At 68.8% G+C, this 1,352-nt stretch carries 1 protein-coding gene and 1 pseudogene; one reads left to right on the forward strand and one right to left on the reverse strand.

Features of this window, described 5'->3' with window-relative positions:
• Positions 1-125: 125 nt before the first annotated feature.
• A pseudogene (locus tag ABZ749_RS35270) lies at positions 126-743 on the reverse strand (glycerophosphodiester phosphodiesterase family protein); the annotation flags it as partial.
• A gap of 35 nt (positions 744-778) precedes the next feature.
• Between ABZ749_RS35270 and ABZ749_RS35275 the strand changes: the two are divergent.
• Positions 779-1,198: a hypothetical protein gene (locus ABZ749_RS35275; protein WP_357235758.1), complete on the forward strand. Its 420-nt coding sequence runs from the start codon at positions 779-781 to the stop codon at positions 1,196-1,198.
• The last annotated feature ends 154 nt before the right edge of the window (positions 1,199-1,352 follow it).

Genomic DNA, 1,352 nt, shown 5'->3' on the forward strand with positions numbered 1-1,352 from the left:
CACTGCGCACGTTGAAGCCGAGCGAGCAACGCCCGCCCCCGCCGGCGTAGATGGCCTGGCCGCCGGAGATCCGGGTGCTCAGCACGCAGCTCGACGTTGAGTGTCACGTCCTTGGCCCGGTAGCGGTTGACCAGCGCGAAGACCTCACGCAGCAGCGGCATCCGGGCACCGGGGACGGCGACCTGGCCGGGCTTGTCCGACAGCGTCTTCGACCCGCAGTCGAGCGAACGCACCTGGGCCAGGCTGAGCGTGTTGATGTACTTCCCGACGTACGGGAACTCCGGGTCGCCCGGCGTCACCGGAGCGGTGTCGACGCACTTGGTGCCGGTGACCTTCCGGTCGTGGGTGACGACGGCCTGTCCGTCCTCGGTGATCTGCACGTCCAGTTCGAGGGTGCTCACCCCGAGCTGGAGGGCATTGCCGAAGGAGGCGAGGGTGTTCTCCACCCGCAGCCCCAGGCCGCCCCGGTGGGCCTGCACGTCGAATGTCCGGTCCGGTCGTGGCTTCGCCTGAGCGGGCACCGCGAGCCCGGTCGTCACCGTCGCGGCCACCAGCGCCGCGACGGCGGTACGGCGTACTGTGCGCACGCTGTCATCCCCTCCTGCCGGCGGGCATCTCCCACCGGTCGCGGGACAGCATGGACATCTCGGGCTGCGGGCAGGCGGCCAGCGGACGGCGTGACGGTGAACCGCCGTGGACGACCTCCCGGTCACGCCGGGTTTGGTCGGCCGATGGTCGGGCACGCAGTCAGTTCCACAGCTTCTGCGAGGTGATGGACGTGCGTGAGGACGACATGCGGCAGGACGCCGCCCGCGAGGCCGAGGATCGGATCGCCGGCGGTGTGTACGGCAAGGGCGCCCTCGACGAGGTGACGGTGCCCCGCACCGATGTGGAGAGTCAGATCCAGCGCGATGACCCGTTCGACCCGGCGAAGGAACGGATCGACCCACAGGTGCTGCGCGACGGTGGCCCCGTCGGCGGGCAGGGCGCGGTGACCACCACCGGTGGCACTGCCGGGCCGGCGAGCGTACGGCGGGTGGCCCGGCAGCCGGAGCGACATCCGGGCACTGTCGCACCGACCACCACCGGCGATGCCACCACCGGCGGCCTGAGCACCCCGATGGGCGGCGGCACCAGCGACCAGTCCACGTCGGCGACCGCACCGGCAAAGTCCATCAGAGACAAATCAAACGACTAACCCACCCACCGCCCCCCTTGGCGGCGTGATCATGAGGTTGACGTGGCTCTGGAAGATCACAGTCCACGTCAACCTCATGATCGATGGTAATACCACACGGATGAAATCAATACACCATTAACGGAAATGGGTTTGGCGGCTGGTGGTGTGAAAT

It is taken from the genome of Micromonospora sp. NPDC047753, assembly GCF_040642735.1.
Lineage (GTDB): Bacteria > Actinomycetota > Actinomycetes > Mycobacteriales > Micromonosporaceae > Micromonospora.